The sequence below is a fragment of the Solidesulfovibrio aerotolerans genome (genome assembly GCF_009856865.1).
In the GTDB taxonomy this organism is placed as follows: domain Bacteria; phylum Desulfobacterota; class Desulfovibrionia; order Desulfovibrionales; family Desulfovibrionaceae; genus Solidesulfovibrio; species Solidesulfovibrio aerotolerans.
This window is the reverse complement of sequence record NZ_WVUD01000001.1, coordinates 241,773-264,679: the sequence shown is the minus strand read 5'-3', so window position 1 is coordinate 264,679 and position 22,907 is coordinate 241,773. Positions and strand designations below refer to the sequence as shown.

The following is a 22,907-nucleotide window of genomic DNA, read 5'->3' as shown; positions in this document are numbered from 1 at the left end:
CCTTGGTCCGTCGAATAACGATCTCGCTCCAAATAAGTGATTTCAGCCCTGATCGCAAGGCAACCCAACGCCGCGTTGTGATCCGATGCGAATTGGTGTAAAGGTTGGCCGCAAAACGCCGCTTGGTGCAACCTCTACACGTTGCGGTCGCAAGGCCGCCTCATATGCCACCCCCGACACATTATGACATACCGCACCCCCCTCCTCGCCCTGGTCGCAGCCGCCTTCCTCTGGACCGCTGCCCCGGCCCAGGCCGAGACACTGACGTTTCTTGGCAAATCCTACTGTCCTGTCCGCTATGACATCAAATGGCCGTTTCTCACCAAGGACAAAAAAGGTCCGAGCCAGGGTTCGGGCGTCCAGGCCAACATCACAGAACTGCCCAGGGAATCTTATGAAGAAAAATCCGCCGTGGCACTTGGCTCGGACATGCGCCGGCTGCGCATCCTGGCCACGGATTTAAAGGTCGGCCAGCATGTTGTAGACGGCCAGCCGCTGGTAACCTACGAACTGCCGCTGGAAACGCTTATTTCGGAAAAGCAATCCCTGTCACGGGCGCAACTCAACGCCCTTGAACGCGCCATGGCCCTGGTGCAGCACCAGCTGGCCTGGCAGCAAAGCCGTCAGACCGATCTGGAAAACATGGTCAGCAATCAGTCCGTGGCTCCCCGGACCGTGCGCACAAACGCCATGGACATTGACGCCCTGCTGCTGCAACGCGACTATCTGGCCCAGGAAATCGAACTGGCCCAACAGCGCTACGAGAATGCCCAGCTTATTGCCCATTCCAAATACGGCAAGGACAGAGACCTCAAAAACCTCCCCCGCGAAGGCACCATCCGTGCACCGTCCGACGGCTATATCCTGTGGTTCAATTCCAGCCTCGTGCCCGGCATGGACTTCACCAAAGCGGCCACGCTGCTCACCGTGGGCACGCTTGACCCCATGGTCATCCGGGCCTCGGTCCACGAAATCATCGTGCAAAAACTCAAGGTCGGCGACCCCGCCGTCCTCGCCTTTTATGCCTGGCCCGGCGAGGAGTTTCACACCACCATCTCCAAGATCGACTATGTGGCCCAGCCTGCCATGTTGCAACAACCGTCCTTTTACCAAATAGAACTCGCATTGCCCAATCCCGACCTGCGCATCAAAGAAGGCATGCGCTGCGACGTCAAGGTCACCGTCAACTAATGAATCCCTTTCATAGGAACTGCATGCGCCCAATCATACTGGCCATCGCGGCCCGCTGCGCCCGGGCCACCGGCCTGACCCCCATCGCGCCCACCCGGCGCGACAGCCCCCCAAAGGCCGTGGATCTGCCAGCAGGCCTGTTGCGCCCGGCGGTGTCGCTGGCCGTGTCCGCCGTGGCCGCCGCAACCGTCTTCCTGCAAGGCGACCGCAAATCCTTCGTGCGCCCCGACGCCGGGTTGGAATGCAGCCAAAGCCTCCTCGCCGCCCGGCTACGCGGGATTTTTATCCGACCATGAACATCTTCGTCACCGGTGCCGGCGGCGGCCTTGGCACGGCCCTTGTTCCGGCCCTCGTCGCCGCCGGCCACCGCCTCACCGCCCTGGCCCGAAATCCCGCCGCCCTGCCGGTCCTGCCCGGCCTGACCGGCCTTTGCGGCGATCTGCTTACCCCGGCAACCTATGCCACGGCCCTGGCCGGCCACGACGCCGTGCTGCATCTGGCCGCCCTCACCCACGCCCGCACCGCCAGCCTCTACCGCCGGGGCAACGTGGACGTCACCGCCGATCTGCTGGCCGCCTGCGCCGGCCACTGCCCCGACGCCCGGTTCCTGTGCGTCAGCACCCGGGCCGTGGGCCAGGCCTGCGGCGACTACGGCCAGTCCAAGGCCGAAGCCGAACAACTCGTGCGCACCTCGGGTCTGCCCTGGGTCATCCTGCGCCCGGCCGAAGTCTACGGTGTCGGGCGCGGCGAGGCCGTCCACGCCCTGGCCAGGGCCTGCGCCAAGGGGGGAGCGCTCCCCATGCCCGGACGCGGCCGCCACGTCCTGGCCCCGGTGCACATTGCCGACCTGATTCCGGCCTTTCTGGCCGCCCTGACCGCGCCGGCCGCCGTGGGGGGCACCTATGTCCTGGCCGGCGACCCCATCGCCTATGCCGAGCTGGCCGACGCCGTCGCCCGCCATTGCGGCCAACGGCTTTTTAAAATTCCCGTGCCGCTGGGGCTTGTCACCCTGGCCGCCCGCATCGCCTGCCGGGTGCTGCGCCACCCGCCCATCGTGCCCGATCAGGTGGCGCGGCTTCTCTGCGCCAAAGACACCGACAGCACCGCCGCCCGCCGGGATCTCGGCTTTGCGCCGCGGGCGCTGGACGTGGATGCGATGGTGAGGGGCAGTTGAAGACCAGCCGGGCGCTGCCCTGGCAAGGAACCACTATGCCGCACGCGACCGCCCCCCATCCCGCCGCGCCAGTCCGGCCGCCGCAGCCACCGCGTTCGTTGGCGCGCAATTTTATGGCCCTGGTCTTGTCGCGCGGGGTGCAGACGGCCAGCGGTTTTTTTGTGTTGCTGGCCGTGGCCAGGGTGCTGTCCGTCGATGATTTCGGCCGCTATGCCTCGGTTTCGGCCTTGGCCGGAGCGGTGGCCGCCCTGACCTATTTCGGCATTCAGCAGGTGATGATCCGCGAAATGGTCTGCGACCGGGCCAGGGCGGCGGGAATCGTTGGCCGGGCTGTCATCCTGCGGGCGGGACTGGCCGTGGTGGCCGGGCTTGGTCTGGCTGCAGCCGGGACGGCCTCGGGCTATGGCGGGGTCATGTATCTGGCTTTGGGGCTGGCCTTTGGCCTGGAAATCTGCCGCTCGTTTTCCATGTTGGGCTGTGCTGTATTTCAGGCCCATGAACGCATGGGCTATGAACCGCCGCTTTCGGTTGCGGCGGGCCTCCTGTCCATGGCCGGGGTTGGCCTGGCGCTTTGGGCAGGCTGGGGCGTGGCCGGCGTGTTGGGGGGGCTTTTGGCGGCGGGGCTGGTCCAGGCGCTTTTGACCTGGCGGGCAGCGGTCCGGTTGACGCGCCCGTCATTTACCCTGGACGCGCCGGCCCTGCGCGCGATGTTTTACGCCTCGTCGGTGGTGGGGCTGGGAGTTTTTTTCCAGCAAAACCTATTTCGGGCCGGGGCGTTATCGCTCACGTGGTGGGCAGGATTGGCGGCGGTTGCGGAGTTCCAGGCGCCGCACGAATTTCTGCTCAAACTGGAGATCCTGCCCCAGGCGCTCATGCTGGCGGCGTTTCCGGCCCTGGCCCGGCTGGCTCCCACGGACGGCGACGCGGCCGGGCGGCTCTACCGCCTGATTTTTCGCCACACCTTGCAGGCCATGGCCCTGCCGGCCCTGCTGCTGGCCTTTTATGCCGAACCGGCCTGTGTTCTCCTTTTCAGCGGCAAATATGCCGGGGCGGCAGCAATCCTGCGCATTTTGGCCCTGTCGCTGCCGCTTTTGGCCCTGGACATGCTGGTCAACAACCTTCTCGTGGCCATCGGCCGCCAGCGCTACGCTTTGTATTATTCGGCCGTGGCGCTGCTGCTGGCCTTTGGCATCAATGCCTTTGTTGTGCCGCGCTATGGCGCGTTGGGGGCGGCCTGGACGGCCTTGGGGTCGTATGGCTGGCTGCTGTTGTTTTCCTCGCGTTTTGCGGCGCGCCATGGTTTTATTTCCCTGGCGGCGCGGCCGCTTGGGCGCGTCGCCGTGGCCGGCGGGGCCTGCCTTGCGGTGTGCTATGCCTTGCATCATCTGCCATTTGTGGGCGCAACGCTTGGTGCGCTTGCCTATGCGGCGGTAATTGTCGCTTTAAAAGGTGTGACGCGGCTTGATCTGATCGAAATGCGCTCTCTACGACAGCCCCGTGCGCCGCAAGAGAAGGATACCAGAGCATGTCCATGACAGCCAAACGCGTTGTAGTGGTCGGTTGGGATGGGGCTACCTTTGATATTATACAGCCGCTGCTGGCCAAGGGCCGCATGCCGCATCTGGCCGCTTTGCTGGCCCGGGGCGTCCATGGGCCGCTGTGCTCCACCGTGCCGCCGGTAACGCCGGTGGCCTGGACGAGCTTTGCCACCGGGGCCAGTCCCGGCCGCCACGGCATCTTCGACGCCCTGACCCTCGATCCGGCCAGCCATGAAGTGCGGTTCGTGTCGGCGGCCCTGCGCCGGCTGCCGCCCATCTGGCGGGTGCTCTCGGACCGGGGCCGCCCGGCCGGGGCGCTCAACGTGCCCGTGACCTGGCCGCCGGACACGGTGGACGGATTTGTCATCCCGGGCATGTTCACCCCGACCCATATTGAGGATTTCACGTATCCACCCGAAATCCGTACCGAAATCGAAGCAAAATTCGGCATCTGCCGCGAATCGCCCATGCTCGACCCGGACCCGGTCAAATATCTGGACAATCTGCTGGCCGGGGTGGACACCCGCTGCGAGCTGACCTTATGGCTCATGGCCCGCCGGCCGCTGGACTATTTCTGCTCGGTTTTCATGGAATCCGACCGGGTGCAGCATTTTTTCTGGGGCTACCGCGACCCGGCCCACCCGCGCCACGCCGAACTCGGCCAGGCCATCGAAGCGGTCTATGAGCGCCTGGACGCCGCCCTGGGCCGCATCGTGGCGGCGGCTGGCGACGAGACGGCCGTGGCCATCGTCTCCGACCACGGAGCCGGACCGCTCACCCGTTCGATTTTCCTCAACAAATGGCTTATCGACAACGGTTTGCTCCTGTTAACGGGCGACCTTGGCGCGACTCTGGCCGGGCATCGACCGCCTTCGTTCCTGCGCCGGCTGGTTGCGGTAACGGCGCGGGCCGTGCTGCCCAAAGCAGTCCTTGAAGGGCGACGCCGGGCCAGATCAGTGGCCCATGCCCGCATCAACAACCTGTTTTCCACCATTGTCGATTGGCAGCACTCGGCCTGCGTCTCGGAAGGCATTGCCGGCGGGATTTTTTTCAATCCGGCGGTCGTCAGCCAGGCCGAGCGGCCAGCGCTTGTGGCCCGGCTCAAGGAAGGCTTGCTGGGCATTGTCGATCCCGACACCGGGGCGCATCCGTTTATGGCCGTTTTGAGCCGCGAGGAACTCTACCACGGCGAAGCGGTTGCCAGCGCGCCGGATGTGGTGACCTTGTGCGGGCCGGGCTATCAGGTGCTGGTGCCCCACGAGATCGCCCTCTATGAGCAGGGCGCGCCGACCGGCCTTTTCGCCGGCCACAAATGGAGCGGGCGCCATGAGCAATACGGCGTTTTTGCCCTGGCCGGGCCGGGCGTTGCCGCCGGCGTGACGCTTACGGACGCGCAGATGCCGGACGTGACGCCAACACTGCTCTACGCCCTGGGTGAGGCGGCCACCGAGCACATGGACGGCCGCGTGCTGGTGCAGGCGTTTACAGCCGACACCCTGGCCGCCCGACCCGTTGCCGGGCCGGTGGCGGCAACCGGTGGCTCCGGGCCGGGAGCCACCGACGACGCCGGTACCGCAGCCATGGCCGAAGAACTGTCGGATTTGGGATATATGTAAGAGGGAAAATCCACCCCGACATCGCCCCGCCTTTCCTGCCGCAACGGCCAACCAGGAGCCTTCCCCATGCACAATCACGCCCAATCCCTTTTGGTGCATTTTCATCGGGCCGAGGAAATCAAAGCCGCCTCCCTGGCCTATCCGTCCCACACGTTGCGCCCGGACCAACTCCTTATCCTCGAGTTGTTGCTCAACCGGGCGCTTTATCCCCTGACCGGCTATCTTGGCCGGGCCGACTTCGAAAGCGTTCTGGCTTCCATGCGCCTGACCGACGGCCGGATCATGCCCTGGCCCATCAGCCTCGACGTGCCGGCGCGGCTGGGCAACGCCCTGGCCCCGGGCGACTGTCTGGCCCTTCGCGACGCCGAAGGCTTCATGCTGGCAGTGCTGACCGTCAGCGAGACCTGGGCCGCCGAGCCCCACGTCGAGGCCCAGGCGCTTTTTGGCCTGGCCGATCCCGCGACCCATCCCGGTGCTTCGGCCTATCTGGCCACCACCCAGGCCGTGCGCGTGGCCGGAGAGGTGACCGGACTGGCTCTGCCCCCCCATGCCGATTTTGTCGAACTGCGCCTGGACCCGACCACGCTCCAGGCGCTTTTTGCCCAACGCGGCTGGCGCAGCGTCCTGGCCTGTCCCACCGCCGGCATCCCGCTTCTCGCCCACCAGGCCGCGATGCAGCAGGCGGCTGCGGCCGTTGGCGCACGGGTGCTCTTGGCGCACCCGGCGGGCGAGGCCATGACCGGCGGTGCAGCCCATTTCGCCGGCGTGCGCTGTGCCGAACACTTTGCCGCCTCGTTTCCCAAATCCTCGGCGCAACTTGCCCTGCTTCCCGTGCCGCAGCCCGGAGCCGGACCGCGCCAGGCCCTTTTTGAAGCCGTCATCCACGCCAATCTCGGGGCCAGCCATACCCTGGTGGCCCCGGATCAGCACGATCCCCGCGACGCAGCCGGCCAGTTGCTGTATCCCCTCGGCGCTGCCCAGGCGCTGGTAGCCGCCCACCAGAACGAAACCGGCGTGGTCATGGTCGCGGCAAAGCCTATGGTGTACGTGGAGGAAAAGGCCCAATTCGCCCCGCAAGACGCTGTTATCCCGGGCGAAACTGTGCGCCAGCTGGACGCGGGGGAATTGACCCGCCGCTTGCAATTCGATCTGGAGGTTCCGGCGTGGTACGCCCTGCCCGAGATCGTAGCGGAAATGCGGACGATCTTCCCGCCGCGGGCAAAACAAGGCTTCACCCTGTTTATGACCGGCCTGTCCGGGGCCGGCAAATCCACCCTGGCCAAGATTCTCTACGTCATCTTCATGGAACGCCGCTCCCGGCCGGTCACGCTCCTGGACGGCGACATCGTGCGCCGCCACCTGTCCAGCGAGTTGACCTTTTCCAAGGAACATCGCAATCTCAACATCGCCCGCATCGGGTTTGTGGCCAGCGAGATCACCAAAAACGGCGGCATCGCCATCTGCGCCCCCATCGCGCCCTATGCCTCGGCCCGGCGCGTGGCCCGGGGGCTGGTGTCGCCCCACGGCGGTTTCGTGGAAATCCATATGGCCACGCCCTTGGCCGTCTGCGAGCAGCGCGACCGCAAGGGGCTGTATGCCAAGGCCCGGGCCGGGCTGGTCAAAGACGTCACCGGCATCGACGATCCCTACGAAGTGCCCGAGCAGGCGGAATTGACCCTGGACACCACGGCGCTGTCGCCGGGCGAAGCGGCCCAGGAGGTGTTGCTCTACCTGGAGGCGCAGGGGTATCTGGGGTAACCCGGCCGGGCACGGTCCGGCAGCGAACACGCCAGACACCACCGCTTCAACGGCAAGGACCGAACGCAGCACGAGCACCGCACGCAGTCCGTTTGACAGCCCGTGCGCCACTGCCAACCACAGGAATCCGCCATGACCGAGACCACCGACTCCATGCTTGATACCGCCGCCTACCTCGAAGCGCTGGATTTCGTCCGGGGCCTGCGCGCGCCGGGAAAACCGCTGGGCTTCCCGGACTACGCCCAATACATCCGACTCGTGGCCGAACGCGTCGTTATTGACCTCGACGCCTACGAAGGCGAACTCAACGATTTCCAGGAACTGCCCGAACCCTACGAACTGGCCTACCTCACCGTGCGCCTGGAACGGCTGCAACAACGCATCAAAGCAGAAAAAGGCATTGATGTCAGCGTGTTGTAGAAAGGTAGAAGCGAAGGACCCAAGCAGGACGAAGAGCGAAGGCAGAAGCGTAAAACTTCTGCCTTCGCTCTTTTGGTTTCTGTCTTTTTCGCTTTTAGCTTTTAGCTTTTAGCTTGTGGCTTGTGGCTTGTGGCTTGTGGCTTTTAGCTTGTGGCTTGTGGCTTTTAGCTTGTGGCTTTTAGCACCCGCGCCAGACCTAGTACACCGGCCAGGCCGGGTAGCCGGGACCGTAGTAAGGCGGCTGGGGCGGATTGCCGGCTTCGGGGCCGGGAGAGGGGTGGGCGGCTTTGCCGGTGGCGCGGGTTTGCTTGGCAGTTGGGGCTTTGGTTTCCTGGGCGGTTTTGGCCTGTTGGGCGGATTTGGCGGCGGCAGCGGCCAGGGCAGCCTCGATGCGCGCGGCCAGGGCTTTGAGTTCCGCGGACTGGCGGCCGACATTTTTGGTCTGATCGGCGGCCAGGGCATCGATTTTGGCGGCCAGGGCGGCGACGTCGGCGCTCAGTTTGGCCAGGGTGTCCTGGAGGGCCGTCTCGGCCGGGCTGGCGACGGTCAGGCTGAGAGCGGCCAGGGACCGTTCCATCTCGGCCAGTTCGGTGCGGCTGCGTTCGACGACGACGCCAAGCCAGACGACGCCGGCCAGAATGAGCAGGGTCAGGGCGGCCACGGCGGCCAGGACACGGACGTTTTGCAGAGTCGGGGGCTGCATGCTTCTACTCCTTAGGGCGGGCGGCGGCATCTTGGCGCACCGACCCGACCGGGGAAGATATGCAAAAAACGGGCAAATTTTAAGAAAAAAGAGCCTCCGGCGGCCGGGGGGGATCATCCCCCCCGGACCCCCTTGATAGGAGAAGTATTTCAGGGGGGTGCGGGGCTGGCTGGTACTGTGGTCGGCTATAGACCGGGGCGGCCGGCAGAGGCGCTTGACGGGAACCACTGTTGCTGCGGCGGCCGGGGGATAATCCTCAGCCCCCTCGGCGGAAAAAGTATAATAAAAAAAAGCACTTTCAACTGAACCCCGCCGCCCCCCTTTAATAACTACTTTTATTCGGGGGGTCCGGGGGGATCATCCCCCCGGCCGCCGGAGGCACTCTTTTGCCTTTTCCTCTCTCCTATTTTTTCCGGCTATTCTTTAACATCCGCACAAATATTTCGCCGGTGGAGGTGGAGAAGACGATTTTGCGGCCGGCGTCGCCGCCGACGTTGGAGGCGGCCACGCGCAGCCCCAGATCGGACAGGGTGGCGAAAGCGATTTCGACATTTTTACGGCCCACCGACATTTCTTCGGCAAATAGCGCGCTGGCACCGCCGAACACTTTGCATTCGATGTCGTGCAGGGGCACTCCGCGCCGCACGAACCGGGCCACGAGGAGTTCGATAGCGGTATCGACAAATTTATACGGCGTTTGATCCGGGGCGTGCAGGCGGTATTCCGACGCCTTGGGGAGCAGGGCGTGGAAAATGGCCCCCAAACCGGCCCGGGGGGCGAAAAAGGTGACGGATACGCAGGAACCGAGCACCGTATGGGCCACGGTGGGTTTGTCCACCAGGATGCCCTGGGCCACATTTAAAAAAGCGATTTTGTGATTTGGAAAGCGATCTAGAAGGCCTTGCATGGGGCGTTGCTCTCCAGCTCGTCGTCCAGGGAGTCGCCCAGGGCGTTATGGGTGAGGCCTAGGGTGGCCAGGGTTTCGAGCAGGGTCTGGACCTGGAAGGGTTTGGTCACATAGGCCTGGGCACCGGAATCGAACTGGGCGCGCAGCATATTGGCCGGGTCGTCGAGGCTGGAGAGCATGATGGCCAGGGTGCGGCCGTCTTCGGCCACACCGGCTTGGCTTTCCAGGCGGCGGATGCCGGCCAGGGCCTCGTGGCCGTCGAGAACCGGCATGAGGATGTCCATGACCACCAGATCAAAGGGGCGTCCGGCGTCGCGGGCGGCAGTGAACAGGTCGATGGCTTGCTGTCCGTCTTCGGCTTCTTCGGTTTCGAAAAGATCGGCGAGCGCTTGCAGGATCAGGTGCCGCTGGTAGCGGCTGTCGTCAACGATGAGCGCGCGGGGCATGGTACTTCTCCGACGTTTTTTTGGCCTGGGCCGTTAGGAGGGCGCACTGGAGCAATCCCGGTACATCAAGGACCAGCGCCATGTCGCCGGCTTCGGTGACGGTGCCGCCGAGCACGCCGTCCACTTTGCCAAGGGCCCGGCCGAGGTGTTTGAGCACGGCTTGTTTGCGGCCGATGACGGCATCGACCACGATACCGGCCCGGCCGTTTTCGCGGCGCACGGTGACCACATGGGGACAGGCTGCCTCGTCTGTTTCAAGCTCGAAAAAGTGGCGCAGGGAAAGCAGCGGCATGGCCACGTTGCGGTGTTCCATGACGCCCCGGCCGTTTGTAAGGACAACGGCCGGCGGCAGCTCCAGGCATTCTTCCACGTAGTCGAGGTGTAGGTAATAAGCTTCGCCGGCGCAGTGCACTTCCAGGCAGTCGATGATGGCCAGGGACACGGGCAGGCGCAGGGTGAAGGTGGAGCCGACGCCTGGGGCGCTTTGCACCTCGATGCGGCCGCGAAGGGCGCTAATGCCTTCGCGCACGGCGTCCATGCCCACGCCCCGGCCCGACACCGCGCCCACGGTTTCGGCCGTGGACAGGCCCGGCAGAAAAATAAGGTCCAGGGCGGCGGCCGGATCAAAGGGCGCATCGGCGGTGACGCGGCCCTCGGCCAGGGCTTTTTGCCAGAGCTTGGCGGCGTCGATGCCGCCCCCGTCGTCAGCCACGGCAATGACCACATCGGAACCTTCCTGTCGGGCGGACAGGGTGATGGTCCCCCGGCGGGGCTTGCCCAGGTGTTCGCGCACGTCAGGCGGTTCGATGCCGTGATCCACCGCGTTTCGCAAAAGATGGATGCAGGGCGTGTTGAGCTGTTCGATGACGGCCTTGTCGAGTTCGGTGTTTTCCCCGGCCATGACCAGTTCGGCGTCTTTGCCAAGGCTATGGCAGGCGTCGCGCACCAGCCGTCGGTATTTGGGAAAGCTCACCTTGATGGGCAGCATGCGAAGCCCGAGCACCTGATCGCGCAGCAGGGCGGACAGGCGTTCGACCTCCTCAGCCACGTTGCGCAGTTCCGCGTCGTTGCGGCGCAGGGCCAGCCCGGCCAGCCGCGCCTGGGCGATGCCCAGTTCGCCCACCCTATCCACCAGGATATCGAGTTCCCGGGCCGGGATGGCCAGTTTGCGGATGCGGTCGTCGTCACCGGGGCTGTTTTTTTTGGGGGCCAAGGGATCGTCGCTGTCTTCGGGTGCGGCGAGGCTGTCCGGGGGGGCGTCGTCTGGCGGGCTGGTCCGGGACGAGGCGTCTGATGAAGCTGACGAAACCGACGGGGCGAGCAAGGCCTCAATGCGGGCGATGTGGGGGCTGATGTCGCGCTGGGCGTCGTTTCTGACATCCTCAGCCATGGCTTTTATGACATCGAACACGCCCAGCAGTTCGCCGATCATGGCCGGGGCCACGCCGAGGCGGCCCTGGCGCACGGCGTCCAGGGCGGATTCGACACTGTGGGCCAGGGAGGCGAGTCTGGTTGCTCCGATGGCACCGGCGTCGCCCTTGATGGTATGGGCAGCGCGAAAAATGGAGGCGACCTTGGGACCGAGTTCGTCCGGGCGGGCGGATTCAAGGTCGAGAATGGCCGATTCGATGCCGCGCAGCTGATCCAGGCAGCTTTCGGCGAAAAGTTCAAAAAGGGTGTCGTCGTCGGCCATAAGGTGTTGTCTGGTTCCTTAGGCCTTCCCATACGACGCAACCGCCCTGGAAGCAAGGCACAAAGCGCAGGCGTGGGCAGCACAAGGGGAAGCATGGGGCCGTATTTCAGGCCACCGGGCCATTGCTCTGGAACAAGAAATGTTCTATGCGGTTGCGCAGTAGGACACGCTACTGCGCTGCGGGAAAGGCAATATTGGCTGTTTATCGGGACGTTTGGAACGCATATCTCGGAGACTGTCGTATTGCGGCCGCTGTAATCAGGCCGACAGGCTGCAATACTTTGACGCAAGGCCTTTGATGTTCCATATGCCTCCCAACGCCGTCCTGAAGCTGCATCTTTATGAGCTTGCAGACCGCCTCGCCAGCCGTCCTTTTTTTCTTTCGGTGCAGCGTGGACTGGCCTTGACCCTGCCGCTGATCATGATCGGGGCCATGGCCTTGCTGGTGAAAGATTTTCCCTTGCTGGCGCTGCATGACGCGCTGGATGCAGCCTTTGGCCCTCATTGGCGGCTTTTTTGCGACGATCTGGTCGCCGGCACGTTTGGCATTGCCTCGCTGGCGGTACTGTGCGCCTTTAGCGGCGTCATGACCTCCCTGGACAACCAGCGCAACGCCGACCGGATGGTCAGCCCGACCATGGCCACGGTAATCGTGCTGGCCAGCTATTTTGTGGTCTGCGCCCCGTCGGAAACCGTGTCCTGGCAGCACTTTTTTTCTTTGGACCAGGGGATGCTGCCGGCGCTGCTCGTCGGGGTCAGCGCCACCTCGCTGTATTTACGCCTGTGCCGCATCCGCCGCCTGCAACTGCCATTTGGGGCAGTGGGCCACGATCCGGTGATGCGCGACGTGCTGACGGCGATGCCGGCCGGGGTGCTGACCATCCTGGCGTTTGCCCTGATCCGCCTGGGTTTTACCGCCGCTGTCGCGGCCGATCTGCATGCCGCCCTGCACCAGTTGCTTGCCATTCCCTTTCGCGGCAGCGGCGACAGCCTGGGCTTTGGCCTGGCCTATGCCGGCCTGTCCCAGGTGTTTTGGTTTTTCGGGCTGCACGGCCCCAACATGCTTTTTTCGATCGAGGAACACATTCTCGTCCCGGCCGGGGCGGCCAATGCCGTGGCCTGCGCCCTGGGGTATGCCCCGCCCCACATCTGCACCAAGGCCTTTTTCGACGCCTTTGCCCGCATGGGCGGCTCAGGCTCGACCTTGTGCCTGATTCTGGCCGTGCTCCTGGGCAGCCGGGACAACGGCAACCGCAAACTCTGCCTCTTCGCCCTGCTGCCGGCCCTGTGCAACGTCAACGAGCCGCTGCTGCTCGGCATCCCGCTAGTGCTCAACCCCGTGTATGCACTCCCGTTTGTGCTCACACCGCTGGTGCAGACCGTGACGGCCTATCTGGCCACGGCTTGCGATTTCGTGCCCCGGACCATTGCCGCGCCCGGCTGGACCAGCCCGGCCCTGCTCAGCGGCGCCCTCGCCACCGGCTCCCTGGCCGGCCCGGCCATGCAGCTGGTCAATCTGGCGCTTGGTGCTGCCGTCTATTTTCCGTTTGTCAAACTCTCCGACCAATTGCGCTCGCAGCAAGGCAAACGGGTTCTGGACGCCCTGCTGCGCACCGTGACCAGCGGCAGTCCAGGCCCTTACGGCCGGCGTTGCCTGGACCGGCCCGGCGAAGAGGGGCGCATTGCCAAAATCCTGGCCAACGATCTGGAACGCGCCCTGAGCCGGGACGACCAACTCTATCTCGTCTACCAGCCCCAGATCAACGCCATCCACGATCAGGTGCACGGCGTCGAGGCGCTTTTGCGCTGGAATCATCCGGTCTTCGGCTTCATCCCGCCGCCCCTGGTCATTGCCCTGGCCGAAGACACCGCCCAGATCGCCCGGTTGGGCCATTTCATTCTTGTCGAGGCCTGTACCCAACGGGCCGCCTGGAAAGAGCAGGTGGGCAACGACCTCGTTATGTCGGTCAACGTCACGCCGCGCCAGATTCTCGATCCCCATTTCGACCGTCGGGTGGAAGCGATTCTGACCGAGGCCGGTCTGGCCTCGAAGCTGCTGGAGGTGGAGATCACCGAAGCGACCCTGCTCGAACCCGACGCCGCCACCCTGGCCAGCCTGGGCCAGTTGCGCCGCATCGGCGTGCGCGTGGCCATCGACGATTTCGGCATGGGGCACACGTCGCTGCGCTATCTGCGCGAGTTTCCAGTGGATACGGTCAAGATCGACCGTTCCCTGACCCAGGGCGGCCGGCGGGGTGTAAACGATCATATCGTGCGCACCATCGTCGCCCTCAGCCAGACCATGGGCTTTATGACGGTGGTGGAAGGCGTGGAAGAAGCCGGCCAGTTGGCCCGTTTTCTGAGTCTGGGCTGCGCCACCTTTCAGGGCTATCTGTTCAGCCGGCCGGTGTCCGGGGAAGACTGCCTGCGCTTTATCCGCAACAACGCCAGACCCTGAGCCTGGGCCCTGCGGCGGCCAAAAAAATGCCCCTGTGGAATCCCACCAACAAGACAAAGGTTGAGCGGCGGCCTACACAACCCCTTATTCATTTGTTCCATTCGGGGGGTCCGGGGGGATCATCCCCCCGGCCGCCGGAGGCCTCTTCTGCCTCCTCTCCTCTCTATTCCCCTCCGCTCATCTCCGACCTCCCCCCTTCGTTACCCCTTGCGACCGGCGACGGTGGGGTCGTGAAGCAGGGTGCGGCGCACAAAGGCACTGATGCGGCCCAGGTTGCCGTGGCGCAGGGCGGAGAAGCCCTTGGCGGCCAGCCGCAGGGTTTCGCCCAGGGCGTAGGCGAGTTTGTAGAGCGGCACGGGATTGTGGTGCGAGAAAAACCGCACGAGCCCCGGGGAGAGCAAGGCGGCGTAGACGCTTTTGGGGATATGCTGGAAGGTCAGCAGATAGAGCAGGAACCCCGGGTAACTGCGTCGGGGGGCGATGTAGAATGGGCGGCGATAGATTTCGGTTTCTTCATGGACAATGCGCCCTTCGGCCTTGGCCCGGCGGTAGAGTTCGGTTTCGGGGAAATAGACCAGACTGGCGATGGCCAGCCCAAAGGGTTTGGGCAGGCGGGCCAAAAGGCGCACGGTGGCCAGCAGATCTTCGGGTTCCTCCCAGGGCGCGTCGATGATGACGTGGTAATCCGGGGTGAGCAGTCTGCCCCGGCGCTCGGCCAGGAGCCTGGCTCCGGCCAGGACGGTGGCGTCGTCTTCGGGACGGCCGAAAATTTCGCGCATTTTGGGGCTGCCGGTCTGGATGCCCATTTCAACATAACACAACCCGGCCTCCAGCAGCACGTCGAGCTTGTCGGCGGCCAGGGTCGTTGGCGAAGCCTGACAGTACAGCGGCAGGCCAATGTCTCTTTTATAGGCCACGGCAAAGTCTTTGAGCCAGTCCAGGCGGCGGGAAAAAAAGGTGTCGTCAAAAAGCTGCACCGCTTCAATGAACGGATAGCGGGCGGTCACCTCGCGCAATTCGGCCATGACGTGCTCGACACTGCGGTGCCTAAAGTACGGCACGCCGCTGCCGCGAAAAAGGGCCTTGACGGTGGGCACGTTGCAGTAGGAACAGGCGTGGGGGCAGCCCCGGTCGGTCATGGTGCGGTAGGCCGTCAGGAGCTTGCCGTTAAAATACGGCAGTTTGGGCAACGCCTGGGCCAGAAAGGCGGCGTCCAGCGGCACGATGCGGCCCAGTTCCGGGGCCAGGGCGTACTGATTCACACCTGAAAAATCGAAAAAGGGCAAGGCGTTCAGATCAGGCACCAGGGGCGCCAGACCGTTGTCGATGGGGCCGTCCTCACCCATGGTCCACACGCCCGGGATGGCGTCCACCGGCGCACCGGCGACGATGGCCCCGGCCAGGGCGGCCAGGGCGGCCTCGCCTTCGCCGCGACAGACAAAATCGGCGTGCTCCAGGGCTTCCACCGGCCGCACCGTGGCGTGGACGCCACCCCAGACCACCGGGATGCCGAGGCGTTCGCGCACGGCGGCCGTCAACTGCACGGCCCGGTCAAAGTAGTTGGTGAAAAACGACACGCCGATCAGATCCGCCCCGGCAGCCAGCGCCAGCGTCTGTTCCACCACAGCCTCGGGATAGCGGTAGACAAAGGAACCGTCTTCCTGGGACAGGCCGATGCTGCCCGGAAAAAGGATCAGGCGCACGTCGTGGCCGGCGGCCTTGAGGCTGGCTTGCAGGCTGCGCACCCCAAAGGCGGAACAATCCGGCGGCGTGGGGGATAAGAGAACGATTGCAGCCAAGGCTAGCCTGCCGATTCCATAATTTTGGCGTCAATGGCGGCCATCAGCGCATCAAAGCCCTCCTGGGCCAGCACCACCAGAATATCGCCGGTGACCATGAAACGCGCCAGCCTGAAATGGGCGCGCACATACAGGCTCACCGTGCGGCAGGAATCGGCCACGGACAGCAGCGGATCGAGGTTCTGGGCCGTGGACAGGGGCTGATAGACGACGTGCAGGCCGAGCATGGTGCCCATGGCCCCGAGCACGCCGACCAGGATGACATTGCCGACCTCGCGCAAGGTGTCGGCGCGCATGGCTTCGGAGGCGTCTTCGATGCCCATGGCGGCGGTGAGGCCGGAGACGAGCTGGTTGGCATCGCCGTAGGCAAAGGCCAGGGCGGTCATGCCCATCATCGGGCCGGTAAACGGCAAGAACACGCCTTCGCACACGGCCGGACAACGGCCGCTGGCGGCAGCGGTGAGGCTGGGGCGGCTCATGATCCGGATTTCCGGCGCGGCCAACTGCACATGGCTGTCGCACATGCGGTTGAGCGCCTCGGCCGCCCGGCCAAGGCCGATATTGACGCATTCGCACAGTAAATCCATGCGGGCTTCAAGACTGATCACTAGGGACAACCTCCGGGCGCTTCCGCGTGTTTGACGTAGGCGGAATCGCTCTTCATGGCCCCAAAGTAAAGAAATCCGTGTCTGCTGGGAACCGTTTTCCTTTGATTCCCTGCCTGTATTTCCTGCCCGGCACATCCAGGCGCGCCGGGAAAGGACCGGGCTGACAGCTTTGGACAGGAAAACGGAGGCGTTCCTGGCGCACCGGGAGTCGGCGACAAAAGGCAGAACAGGCCAGCGACCGCAGATGTGCGGCCGTGCCGAGGGGACGCTTACGGCCGGGACTGGATCAGGTCGATCAAGTCTTTGGCATACGCGGGCAGGTCCGCATACGTGCGCAGGCAGATGGTCAACTGGCGCGAGGCCCAGGCATCCGTGAGGTGCACCAGGCGCAGGTCCATGGTTTTGGCAGCGTGTTCGGCCGCAGTCTCCGGGATGATGGCCACGCCGACGCCGCCCGCCACCATGGCGCAGACGGCCTCGAAACTGCGCAGGCGCACCCTGAGATGTATCCACTTGCCGGCTCTGGCGGCATGGGCGGCCAGATATTTTTGGATGGAACTGGTGCCCTCCAGCCCGACGAATTCGTATTCCAGGGTCTGCTCAAAGCAAACGCCGCCCTGTTGCTGCGCCAAGGGATGTCCCGGCGGGGTGACCAGCACGATACGCAGCCGGCGAAAGGGCAGGGTTTCCAGGCCGCCCACATCGGTGGCCTGGGCCACGATACCCACATCCGCCCGATATTCCGTCACCGCTTTCACGATATCGGCGCTTAACCCTTCTGCGATGTCGATGTCCACGTTGGGGTGGGCCAGGAGGTAGGCGCGCATGTTTTCAAGGAGGAACTCGGTCAGGGTGGCGGTGTTGCATAAAAGGCGCACCCTGCCCGTGCGCCCCTGGGCGAAGTCGGCAAGCTCGCCCTGCATCTGTTCCCACTGCCGGGTGATCAGGCGGGCGTGGCGCAACAGGACCGTTCCGGCCTGGGTGAGGCTGACACCCCGGGGACCACGGGTGAGCAGCGGCGCACCCAGATGGTCTTCCATGCTTCTGATCCGCGCGCTGGCCGAAGCAAGCGCCAAATGCGCCCGCACGGCCCCGGCGGTGATGGACCCCTCTTCGGCCACCTGCACGAACAAGTGCATATCCGTCAGATCGAAGGGCACGCCTTTCCCCTCCCAAGGCCGCAAGCCTACGTCTCAAACGAAGGCTTACTCAAAATAATCCACATTTACAAGCCAACCAGACAGGACAAAATAGTGCCCCATAGACCGTATCATCTCGTCTTCACTTTATGGACTTGGTTGTTCCCACGAGCGAGCGACTGACAACCCTCTGGTACAGGCGAATGCTCGACCGCTGGGCGCGACGAACCGCAACGAAAAGGAGAACGGTTATGAAAATGTCCTGGATGCTGGCGTCGGCGTTGTTCTTCTGCCCAGCCACAGCCCTGGCGCAAGACCGGGAAGTCCCGGCAAAGGCCAACACGGAATGCGCTCCCGAAACCGCGTTCCAAGAACTCCAAAGCAGGGTGCTGACCCTGGAGATGGCACTCGCCGCACTGGCCCGCGAACCCCAGACCGGGCTGCACCTTCCAGAAGGCCTGCCGACAGACTAGCGGCGCGGCTCGCTGTGCCTCTTCTTCCTGTCTGCGAGTCCGGCTCAGGCAGAGAAAAGCGCGCCTGGGGGATTGTGTTCTAGGCGGCCGGTAGTTTACCAAATGGTAAGGATATCCTGGCTGACGTGCGCGGCCCTGTGGCCCTTGCCGGGCAAGCCAGCTTTCACCGAAACTTTCACCAGGGAGTCGCCATGTTGCCCAAGGCTTCAGTTATTCTCGTCGCGCTGACATTCCTTATTGCCCTGGGCGGTTGCGCCAGCAAAAAGCAGAAGTACGCCACGACGGACGATGTGTTCGCGGTCTATGACGTCAACAAAGACGGCAAGATCACCCAGGATGAGTTTGTGGCGCATTTTAAGGACAAGCAGAAAGCGGCCACGGCCTGGAAAAAGATCGACACCGACAACAACGGCTTTGTGGAGCGTACGTTGCAGGGTGATGCCCCGGTTAACATCTGGAACGCCGTGGAAGATACGAGTATCGCCGACTAACGCGGCCTGGGCCGGTTTTGGACAACGGTCCGCAAACGCCAGACGCTTGCGGACCGGTGCCGTGTGCACCGCTTGGCCGGACCGTTACCGCGTCCACCGCGCTGGCGGATCGTTGCCGCGTACAACGCTTTGGCAGACCCAAGCTGCGTTCACCGCGTTGCCAGACCATTGCCGCGTAGAACGTTTTGCCGGATCGGCCGGAACAGTCAGGCGTAAGGCACAACCGCCCAGCGCCCCGGGTCGATACTCTTTTTACTTTTGCGCCGGAAAGGACGACTGAACATGGCCGACGACGACGGCGACATCGGCTACAGTGACGGCTCGGAAGCGTATCTGCTGCGTTTTTTTGAGGAACACGCGGTCAATGAATACGAGCTTTTCCCCAAGGACGCCCCCTGGGCCGTGCGCTACCATCTGTCGCCGCGCCGCAAGACGCTGCTTTCCTGGCTCGATTTCGGCCCCGGCGGCGGCCGCATCCTGGAACTCGGGGCCGGCTGCGGTGCCCTGACCGCCCATCTCGCCAGCCTGCCCCATCAGGTCACGGCGGTTGAGGGGGCGGCGGATCGGGCCGCTGTCATCCGGGCCCGCCTGCCAAACGCCGAAAATCTCGAAGTCGTCACGGCCAACGCCGTGGGCCTGCCCTATGACGGCCTGTTTGATGTGGTGACCCTGGTCGGCGTACTCGAATACGCCGGGGCTTTTGTGCCAGGGGCGCAGCCCTATGTCCGGCTGTTGGCCGAGGCCCGGCGCTACTTAACCGATGACGGCTGCCTGATCCTGGCCATTGAAAACCGCATGGGACACAAATATCTGGCCGGGCTGCCCGAAGACCACACCGGCCGCCCTTTTGACGGCATAAACGGCTATCCCGACCGCCCGGGCGTACGCACCTTCGACCGCCCGACCCTGGACGCCCTGCTCAAGCAGGCCGGCTTCGCCGCCACCCGCTGGTTTTATCCGTCCCCTGACTACAAAATGCCGGACAGCATTGTGGCCGAGACGGCCTTGTCACGACAGGGCTTTGCCGTCCTGCCGCTGCTGGAGCTGCCAAGCGCCACCCCGGACGGCCGGGTCTGTCCGAACTTTGGCGAGCGGCAATTCCTGCGTTCGGCCCTGGCCGGCGGCGTGGCCGGGCATTTCATGAATTCCTTTCTGGTGCTGGCCGCTCCCAGCCCCGAGGCCCCCCTGCTGGCCGCAAACGACAACGTGCTGGCCGTGGCGGTCAATGCCGATTCCTGTCCGCCGCTCTTCCAGACGATGACCCGGTTTGAGGAGCGGGGAGAGGGCGGGGTGGCTGTTGTGCGGCGCAATCTCCACCATCTGCCGCCGGCTCAATTTGCCGCCGGCCGCCAGCATATCAAAGCGGTGGAGCCCTACCACCTGGGCTCCGTAAGTTTCCTGGAAATGGCGCTTGATGCGGTGGAAGACGGCGACCCGGTAGGGGCCGCCCGGCTGGTCACGGACTGGATGGAACTGATTGCTTCCCGGGCCAGACCGGCCACGGTTGGCGGGATGGCAGGCTTTGCCGCCTTTTGCCGCGACCAGCTCGGGGCCGGGATCTACGACGGCCATGCAAACGAACGCTGGCTGCCCGGGAGCCTGCTCGACGCCCATCCCGGCAACGTGCTGCGCCATCCCGCCACCGGCGATGTGCGCTTTATCGATCTGGAATGGCAACTCGCCTGCGACATCCCGCTGCAACTGCTGCTCGACCGGGGGGTCAATCTGGTCGGCCAAAAGCTGGGCGCTCAGGCCCGGTATCTGGGCCTTGGCGAGTCGGGCGGCCTGCCCCCGGCCATGGAGCGCGTCCTGGCCCGCCATCCGCTGTCGCGCCGCACCGACACCACCTCGCTGGCCCGATTCACCCACTGGCTTTTCGCCGCCGTGACCAACGGCAGCCTGGATCATCGCCTGCCGCCGGCCAGCCGCTGAGGAGCAAACCCAGCACTGGCGCTGGCTTTGCTCCTCTGCTTTCTCGATTCCCCAGCATCCGCACAGTATTTTGTGAACGCTCCACTGGGGTGCAGGGGGGTGTGGCACCGCCCGGGTGGCAGCCTGCCCTGCCCTACGCGCCCAGGGGGAGCAGGAAGGTAAACGTTGTGCCAAAGCCAGGCTGGGAGCTGACCCGGATGCTGCCGCCCAGACGTTCCACCTCGGCCTTGACCGCAGACAGGCCCACCCCGCGCCCGGACAGGACGCTGACCGCGTCCTTGGTGGAAAACGAATCTGCAAAGAGCAAACCGTAGACCTCGTCCCGGGGCATGTCCTGGGCCTGTTGCGGGGTCACCAGCCCCTTGGCCACGGCCAGTTGCAACACCTTGCCAACGTCTATGCCCTTGCCGTCATCGGCCATGCTCAAGCTGACACACCCATCGACGCGCGCGATCTGGCAGGCGATGCGGCCTTCTTCGCCCTTGCCGGATTCCAGGCGTTCCTCGGGGGTTTCGATGCCATGGTCAATCATGTTTCGGATGACGTGCACCAGGGATTTGACGAACTTCTGAACAGTTTCCTTTTCCACGAACACGTCGTCGCCGCTAACGCCCAGAGGGGCAACGGACTTGCCCAACCGGGCGGCCAGGGCTTGCAGGTAGTCCTGGTATTCGGCCACGAGGCCAGCAAGGGAGCACAGCCGCAGCCGGCGCAGGGCAGAAAGGATGCCTTGGCGCTCAGGGCCATCCGGCAAATCGCCGGCCTTTGCCTCGACAGCCAGCAGCATCTCCGCACTGATCTGAAACCGCTCGTCTTTCTCGAAAAAGCCCTTGCCCAGGATGTCGGTTAAAATGGTCACATCCTCCTGGACAATGTCGCGGCCATCCCAGGCCCCGATGACACCGAGAAGCTCTTCCAGGTCCGGCCGAATCGGCCGGGCGGCCAGGGCAGCCAGCCCATCCTCCAGCGTGTGGAGCTTGGCCGCCGTATTGTGCAGGCCAAGCTGGGCGAAATCGCCCTTGTAGGTGTGCACCAGCCGAAAGATTTCGGCCAGGGCCGCCTTGGGCTCGGCAATCTCGCGCACCATGGCCAGGGCCTCGGCCGGGGCAAAGCGCTCAAATTCCTCAAGGGCCAGATTGAGGTCGGATTGTTTGGTCAGCGCCTTGGCCACCATCTTGACGTTGTTGCGCTCCTCGGTCATGCGCGCTTCGAGCTTTCGCTGCTCGGTGACGTCCGTCAAAATGAGCATCATCTTTTTGTGGCCGCCGTGCCGGATGATCTTGTAGGCAACGCTCACCGTCTTGCCGTAGATATGCAGTTCCGGGGGCAAAAGCGAAAGATAGACTTTTTCCCGCAAGGACTTGCCGGCCGCAAAGACGCTGGCAAACACCCGGGCCATGGCCTGGGTTACTTCCGGGGAAACATGCTTGGCCATAAGTTCCAGGAAATTGCGGCCCTCCATGGGCACCCGAAACATATGCACGCATTCCAGGCTGTGCTCGCCAGATACTGCCAAGTCTTGACCAAAAGACAAAAACCCCTGCCCGGCGTTGTCCATGAGGTTTTTGATGGACTCATTTTTCTCGCGCAGTTCCAGGCTCTTTTCCTCGATCTGCTTGCGGTTGCGGATCTCGGTTTCGTTAGCCTCGTTTAAGATCTCTTTTTGCCGCTTTAAAAGCGTGATCTCCACTTCCCTGTTTTTGGACAGCTCGATCATGAAGCGCTTGACGCTGACCACGCCGGCGTAGGTTTCATTTTCTGTGATGACCACCAGATCGTAGAGCTGATCGTGGGGGCGGTTCATGGCGATCAGGCCGATGGTGGCGATGTCCACGGAGACGTCCACCACCAGCGCCTGGGGGTTCATGATGAGCTTTATGGGGCGGCTTAAAAAGAGATCCCGGCCGTAGAGCGAGCCGATTTTCTGGTAGAAGTCGTTGCGCATGATCAAGCCGACCGGGGTCTGCTTGGCCAGGATGACGACCCCTTCGGCGCTTGGATGCCCGGTAAAAAACGCATGCACCGCCTGGCCTGGCTCCGAGGCCGTAAAGGTCTGGGTCTGCTCCACCAGATTGCCGATGGATTGGTCCTCGGCCGCGTACGCCTCCTGGTCCAGGTCCAGATCCAGATCTTTTAAGGCAGTCGTTTCCATAAGCCCTCCGTGGCGTCAGGTGTCGCCGTACACGCGGCGCGGGGTTATTCGCTGAGCAGTTCCGCCACCGCCTCCAAGACCTTGTCCGGCTCGTAGGGTTTGGTGATGTAGTGCCGCGCCCCGCTGTTGACGGCCTCTAATATCTTGGCCCCCTGGCCCAGGGCGCTGATCATCATCACCCGGGCCTCGGGATCGTGGCCCAGGATATCTTTGAGACACTCGATGCCGTTGCGCTTGGGCATGGTGATGTCCATGGTCACCATGTCCGGGCGCAGGGCCAAAAACTTCTCCAGACCGTCTTCGCCGTTGACACCCTCGCCCACCACTTCATGCTGGGCGCTTTGCAGAATGGTTTTCAAATTGGTGCGGGAAACGATGGAATCGTCCACAATAAGTATGCGGGCCATGG

At 64.0% G+C, this 22,907-nt stretch carries 20 protein-coding genes; 11 read left to right on the top strand and 9 right to left on the bottom strand.

Features of this window, described 5'->3' with window-relative positions; genetic code table 11:
- The first annotated feature begins 183 nt into the window (after positions 1–183).
- The 7 genes from GTA51_RS01225 to GTA51_RS01195 all read left to right on the top strand — a co-directional run bounded on the left by GTA51_RS01225 (position 184) and on the right by GTA51_RS01195 (position 7,697).
- Positions 184–1,191, top strand: a complete 1,008-nt coding sequence (locus GTA51_RS01225; RefSeq protein WP_160957984.1) for an efflux RND transporter periplasmic adaptor subunit — start codon at positions 184–186, stop codon at positions 1,189–1,191.
- 23 nt (positions 1,192–1,214) lie between these two features.
- A complete protein-coding gene (locus GTA51_RS01220; protein ID WP_160957982.1) occupies positions 1,215–1,487 on the top strand; it encodes a hypothetical protein in 273 nt (90 codons plus the stop codon).
- Positions 1,484–2,365 carry an NAD-dependent epimerase/dehydratase family protein gene (locus tag GTA51_RS01215; protein ID WP_160957981.1) on the top strand — a complete coding sequence of 294 codons (882 nt, stop codon included), beginning with the start codon at positions 1,484–1,486 and terminating at the stop codon, positions 2,363–2,365. The genes GTA51_RS01220 and GTA51_RS01215 overlap by 4 nt, the downstream gene beginning before the upstream one ends.
- Positions 2,366–2,400: 35 nt before the next feature.
- Complete coding sequence (locus GTA51_RS01210) at positions 2,401–3,900, top strand: oligosaccharide flippase family protein (RefSeq protein ID WP_160957979.1); 1,500 nt, start codon at positions 2,401–2,403, stop codon at positions 3,898–3,900.
- Positions 3,891–5,519, top strand: a complete 1,629-nt coding sequence (locus tag GTA51_RS01205; RefSeq protein WP_160957977.1) for an alkaline phosphatase family protein — start codon at positions 3,891–3,893, stop codon at positions 5,517–5,519. The genes GTA51_RS01210 and GTA51_RS01205 overlap by 10 nt, the downstream gene beginning before the upstream one ends.
- A 66-nt stretch (positions 5,520–5,585) precedes the next feature.
- Entirely contained in the window at positions 5,586–7,277 is a 1,692-nt protein-coding gene (cysC, locus tag GTA51_RS01200) for an adenylyl-sulfate kinase (RefSeq protein ID WP_160957976.1), read from the top strand.
- 132 nt (positions 7,278–7,409) lie between these two features.
- A complete protein-coding gene (locus tag GTA51_RS01195; protein WP_160957974.1) occupies positions 7,410–7,697 on the top strand; it encodes an exonuclease V subunit alpha in 288 nt (95 codons plus the stop codon).
- A 196-nt stretch (positions 7,698–7,893) separates the two neighbouring features.
- On the opposite strand, the gene GTA51_RS01190 is transcribed toward GTA51_RS01195, so the two are convergent.
- The 4 genes from GTA51_RS01190 to GTA51_RS01175 all read right to left on the bottom strand — a co-directional run bounded on the left by GTA51_RS01190 (position 7,894) and on the right by GTA51_RS01175 (position 11,446).
- On the bottom strand, positions 7,894–8,400 hold the full coding sequence (locus GTA51_RS01190; RefSeq protein ID WP_160957973.1) for a hypothetical protein: 507 nt from the start codon (positions 8,398–8,400) through the stop codon (positions 7,894–7,896).
- A 403-nt stretch (positions 8,401–8,803) separates the two neighbouring features.
- The gene (locus tag GTA51_RS01185; protein ID WP_160957971.1) at positions 8,804–9,307 is read right to left on the bottom strand and encodes a chemotaxis protein CheD; all 504 of its coding nucleotides are present in this window, start codon (positions 9,305–9,307) and stop codon (positions 8,804–8,806) included.
- Positions 9,292–9,753 (bottom strand): response regulator, encoded by a 462-nt coding sequence (locus tag GTA51_RS01180; protein WP_160957969.1) that lies wholly within the window; start codon positions 9,751–9,753, stop codon positions 9,292–9,294. The genes GTA51_RS01185 and GTA51_RS01180 overlap by 16 nt, the downstream gene beginning before the upstream one ends.
- The gene (locus GTA51_RS01175; RefSeq protein ID WP_160957968.1) at positions 9,731–11,446 is read right to left on the bottom strand and encodes a chemotaxis protein CheA; all 1,716 of its coding nucleotides are present in this window, start codon (positions 11,444–11,446) and stop codon (positions 9,731–9,733) included. Before GTA51_RS01175 ends, GTA51_RS01180 begins: the two co-directional genes overlap by 23 nt.
- A 307-nt stretch (positions 11,447–11,753) precedes the next feature.
- On the opposite strand from GTA51_RS01175, the gene GTA51_RS01170 reads away from it, so the two are divergent.
- Positions 11,754–13,904, top strand: coding sequence for an EAL domain-containing protein (locus GTA51_RS01170; RefSeq protein WP_160957966.1), 2,151 nt, complete (start codon positions 11,754–11,756; stop codon positions 13,902–13,904).
- 200 nt (positions 13,905–14,104) lie between these two features.
- Here GTA51_RS01170 and GTA51_RS01165 read toward each other — a convergent pair whose 3' ends face one another.
- From GTA51_RS01165 to GTA51_RS01155, 3 genes are all read right to left on the bottom strand, one after another.
- On the bottom strand, positions 14,105–15,703 hold the full coding sequence (locus tag GTA51_RS01165; RefSeq protein WP_160957965.1) for a B12-binding domain-containing radical SAM protein: 1,599 nt from the start codon (positions 15,701–15,703) through the stop codon (positions 14,105–14,107).
- 2 nt (positions 15,704–15,705) lie between these two features.
- Positions 15,706–16,311, bottom strand: a complete 606-nt coding sequence (locus GTA51_RS01160) for a chemotaxis protein CheC (RefSeq protein WP_343039425.1) — start codon at positions 16,309–16,311, stop codon at positions 15,706–15,708.
- 269 nt (positions 16,312–16,580) lie between these two features.
- Positions 16,581–17,471 (bottom strand): LysR substrate-binding domain-containing protein, encoded by an 891-nt coding sequence (locus GTA51_RS01155; RefSeq protein ID WP_160957962.1) that lies wholly within the window; start codon positions 17,469–17,471, stop codon positions 16,581–16,583.
- Positions 17,472–17,701: 230 nt separating this feature from the next.
- On the opposite strand from GTA51_RS01155, the gene GTA51_RS01150 reads away from it, so the two are divergent.
- The 3 genes from GTA51_RS01150 (at position 17,702) to GTA51_RS01140 (ending at position 20,346) form a co-directional block, all read left to right on the top strand.
- The gene (locus tag GTA51_RS01150; RefSeq protein ID WP_160957960.1) at positions 17,702–17,923 is read left to right on the top strand and encodes a hypothetical protein; all 222 of its coding nucleotides are present in this window, start codon (positions 17,702–17,704) and stop codon (positions 17,921–17,923) included.
- 191 nt (positions 17,924–18,114) lie between these two features.
- Positions 18,115–18,414, top strand: a complete 300-nt coding sequence (locus GTA51_RS01145) for an EF-hand domain-containing protein (protein WP_160957959.1) — start codon at positions 18,115–18,117, stop codon at positions 18,412–18,414.
- A gap of 282 nt (positions 18,415–18,696) precedes the next feature.
- On the top strand, positions 18,697–20,346 hold the full coding sequence (locus GTA51_RS01140) for a class I SAM-dependent methyltransferase (protein ID WP_160957957.1): 1,650 nt from the start codon (positions 18,697–18,699) through the stop codon (positions 20,344–20,346).
- A gap of 133 nt (positions 20,347–20,479) precedes the next feature.
- Here GTA51_RS01140 and GTA51_RS01135 read toward each other — a convergent pair whose 3' ends face one another.
- The gene (locus GTA51_RS01135; RefSeq protein WP_160957956.1) at positions 20,480–22,498 is read right to left on the bottom strand and encodes an ATP-binding protein; all 2,019 of its coding nucleotides are present in this window, start codon (positions 22,496–22,498) and stop codon (positions 20,480–20,482) included.
- A 44-nt stretch (positions 22,499–22,542) separates the two neighbouring features.
- Positions 22,543–22,905, bottom strand: coding sequence for a response regulator (locus GTA51_RS01130; protein WP_160957954.1), 363 nt, complete (start codon positions 22,903–22,905; stop codon positions 22,543–22,545).
- Positions 22,906–22,907: the final 2 nt, after the last annotated feature.